We start from the raw sequence: 3,316 nt of genomic DNA, 5'->3' as shown, positions 1-3,316 counted from the left end.
CTCAACGAGACCGGGGTTTTCATATTAAGTGCCTGGCGATGACCTACTCTCACATGGGGAAACCCCACACTACCATCGGCGATGACGCGTTTCACTGCTGAGTTCGGTATGGGATCAGGTGGTTCCACGGCTCTATGGTCGCCAGGCAAAACTGGTACAAATCGGATCTGAAGTCGATGATTGTCTATGCGTATTGTGTGTTACAAGCGGTCAACCGGTACTCTTGCGAGTGTCGATAATCGGTACGGTACCATTCTTTCTCACAAACGCCTTGGGCGTTATATGGTCAAGCCTCACGAGCAATTAGTACTGGTTAGCTCAACACCTTACAGCGCTTACACACCCAGCCTATCAACGTCCTAGTCTTGGACGGCTCTACAGGGGTCTCAAGGACCCAGTGAGATCTCATCTTGAAGGGGGCTTCCCGCTTAGATGCTTTCAGCGGTTATCCTGTCCGAACGTAGCTACCCGGCAATGCCACTGGCGTGACAACCGGAACACCAGAGGTTCGTTCACTCCGGTCCTCTCGTACTAGGAGCAACTCTTCTCAAATCTCAAACGCCCACGGCAGATAGGGACCGAACTGTCTCACGACGTTCTAAACCCAGCTCGCGTACCACTTTAAATGGCGAACAGCCATACCCTTGGGACCGGCTTCAGCCCCAGGATGTGATGAGCCGACATCGAGGTGCCAAACACCGCCGTCGATGTGAACTCTTGGGCGGTATCAGCCTGTTATCCCCGGAGTACCTTTTATCCGTTGAGCGATGGCCCTTCCATACAGAACCACCGGATCACTAGAACCTACTTTCGTACCTGCTCGACGTGTCAGTCTCGCAGTCAAGCACCCTTCTACTCTTGCGCTCATTGGCTGATTTCCGACCAGCCTGAGGGTACCTTCGTGCTCCTCCGTTACTCTTTGGGAGGAGACCGCCCCAGTCAAACTACCCACCACACAATGTCCTCGATCCCGATAAGGGACCTGAGTTAGAACCTCAACATTACCAGGCTGGTATTTCAAGGTTGGCTCCACCTGAACTGGCGTCCAGGGTTCAAAGCCTCCCAGCTATCCTACACAAGTAATGTCAAAGTCCACTGTGAAGCTATAGTAAAGGTTCACGGGGTCTTTCCGTCTAGCCGCGGGTACGCTGCATCTTCACAGCGAATTCAATTTCACTGAGTCTCGGGTGGAGACAGTGTGGCCATCGTTACGCCATTCGTGCAGGTCGGAACTTACCCGACAAGGAATTTCGCTACCTTAGGACCGTTATAGTTACGGCCGCCGTTTACCGGGGCTTCGATCAAGAGCTTCGCCGAAGCTAACCCCATCAATTAACCTTCCGGCACCGGGCAGGCGTCACACCCTATACGTCCACTTTCGTGTTTGCAGAGTGCTGTGTTTTTAATAAACAGTCGCAGCCACCTGGTATCTTCGACCGGCATCAGCTCAGGACGCGAAGTCCGTCACCAACACCGGCGTGCCTTCTCCCGAAGTTACGGCACCATTTTGCCTAGTTCCTTCACCCGAGTTCTCTCAAGCGCCTTGGTATTCTCAACCTGACCACCTGTGTCGGTTTGGGGTACGGTCACACATAACCTGAAGCTTAGAGGATTTTCCTGGAAGCATGGCATCAACTACTTCATCGCATAAAGCGACTCGTCATCAGATCTCAGTCTTAGAAGGACCCGGATTTGCCTAAGTCCTAAACCTACATCCTTAAACGCGGACAACCAACGCCGCGCTAGCCTAGCCTTCTCCGTCTCCCCGTCGCAGTTATGCACGGTGCAGGAATATTAACCTGCTTCCCATCGACTACGCTTTTCAGCCTCGCCTTAGGGGCCGACTCACCCTACCCTGATTAACATTGGATAGGAAACCTTGGTCTTCCGGCGAGGGGGTTTTTCACCCCCTTTATCGTTACTCATGTCAGCATTCGCACTTCTGATACCTCCACGGTGCCTCCCGGCTTCCGCTTCAACGGCTTACAGAACGCTCCTCTACCATGCCCTAAGGCATCCGCAGCTTCGGTGGCCAGTTTGAGCCCCGTTATATCTTCCGCGCAGGCCGACTCGACTAGTGAGCTATTACGCTTTCTTTAAAGGATGGCTGCTTCTAAGCCAACCTCCTAGCTGTCTGAGCCTTCCCACATCGTTTCCCACTTAACTGGCACTTTGGGACCTTAGCTGGCGGTCTGGGTTGTTTCCCTTTTCACGACGGACGTTAGCACCCGCCGTGTGTCTCCCATGATTGCACTCTTGGGTATTCGGAGTTTGCATCGGGTTGGTAAGTCGGGATGACCCCCTAGCCGAAACAGTGCTCTACCCCCCAAGGTGATACATGAGGCGCTACCTAAATAGCTTTCGAGGAGAACCAGCTATCTCCGGGCTTGATTAGCCTTTCACTCCGATCCACAGGTCATCCGCTAACTTTTCAACGGTAGTCGGTTCGGTCCTCCAGTTGATGTTACTCAACCTTCAACCTGCCCATGGATAGATCGCCCGGTTTCGGGTCTACTCCCAGCGACTAAACGCCCTATTAAGACTCGGTTTCCCTACGCCTCCCCTAAACGGTTAAGCTTGCCACTGAAAGTAAGTCGCTGACCCATTATACAAAAGGTACGCAGTCACCGTCCGAAAACGGCTCCCACTGCTTGTACGTACACGGTTTCAGGGTCTATTTCACTCCCCTCACAGGGGTTCTTTTCGCCTTTCCCTCACGGTACTGGTTCACTATCGGTCAGTCAGGAGTATTTAGCCTTGGAGGATGGTCCCCCCATATTCAGACAGGATATCACGTGTCCCGTCCTACTCGATTTCACGGTGTATAAGTTTTCGCATACGGGGCTATCACCCACTATGGCCGCACTTTCCAGAGCGTTCTGCTAACTACAACACCGCTTAAGGGCTAGTCCCCGTTCGCTCGCCGCTACTAAGGGAATCTCGGTTGATTTCTTTTCCTCCGGGTACTTAGATGTTTCAGTTCCCCGGGTTCGCCTCTCAAAGCCTATGTATTCAGCTAAGAGATACCCGCTAAAGCGGGTGGGTTTCCCCATTCGGAAATGTTCGGATCAAAGCGTGTTTACCCGCTCCCCGAACCTTATCGCAGGTTACTACGTCCTTCATCGCCTCTGACTGCCAAGGCATCCACCGTGCACGCTTATTCACTTGACCATATAACCCGAAGGCGTCTGGAAAAATGAATGGTTCGTAACGATTATCGCCGGTTGGCGCTTGTATCATACAATACAAGACAATCTTTCAGATCCAATTTGTTAAAGAGCGTTTAAAGCCGAAGCTTTAAAGGATGCACTTATCA

Annotated in this window: 2 rRNA genes; both read right to left on the bottom strand. The window is 52.3% G+C overall.

Annotation, left to right across the window (positions count from 1 at the left end):
• Positions 1–30: 30 nt before the first annotated feature.
• Positions 31–146, bottom strand: a 5S ribosomal RNA gene (gene rrf, locus CLV44_RS17055).
• A 136-nt stretch (positions 147–282) separates the two neighbouring features.
• Positions 283–3,171: ribosomal RNA gene (locus CLV44_RS17050) — 23S ribosomal RNA — on the bottom strand.
• Positions 3,172–3,316 lie beyond the last annotated feature (145 nt).

The sequence above is a fragment of the Marinobacterium halophilum genome (assembly GCF_003014615.1).
GTDB lineage: Bacteria > Pseudomonadota > Gammaproteobacteria > Pseudomonadales > Balneatricaceae > Marinobacterium > Marinobacterium halophilum.
Note: the sequence above shows the minus strand (reverse complement) of the source record. Positions and strands in the feature narration are given on the sequence as shown.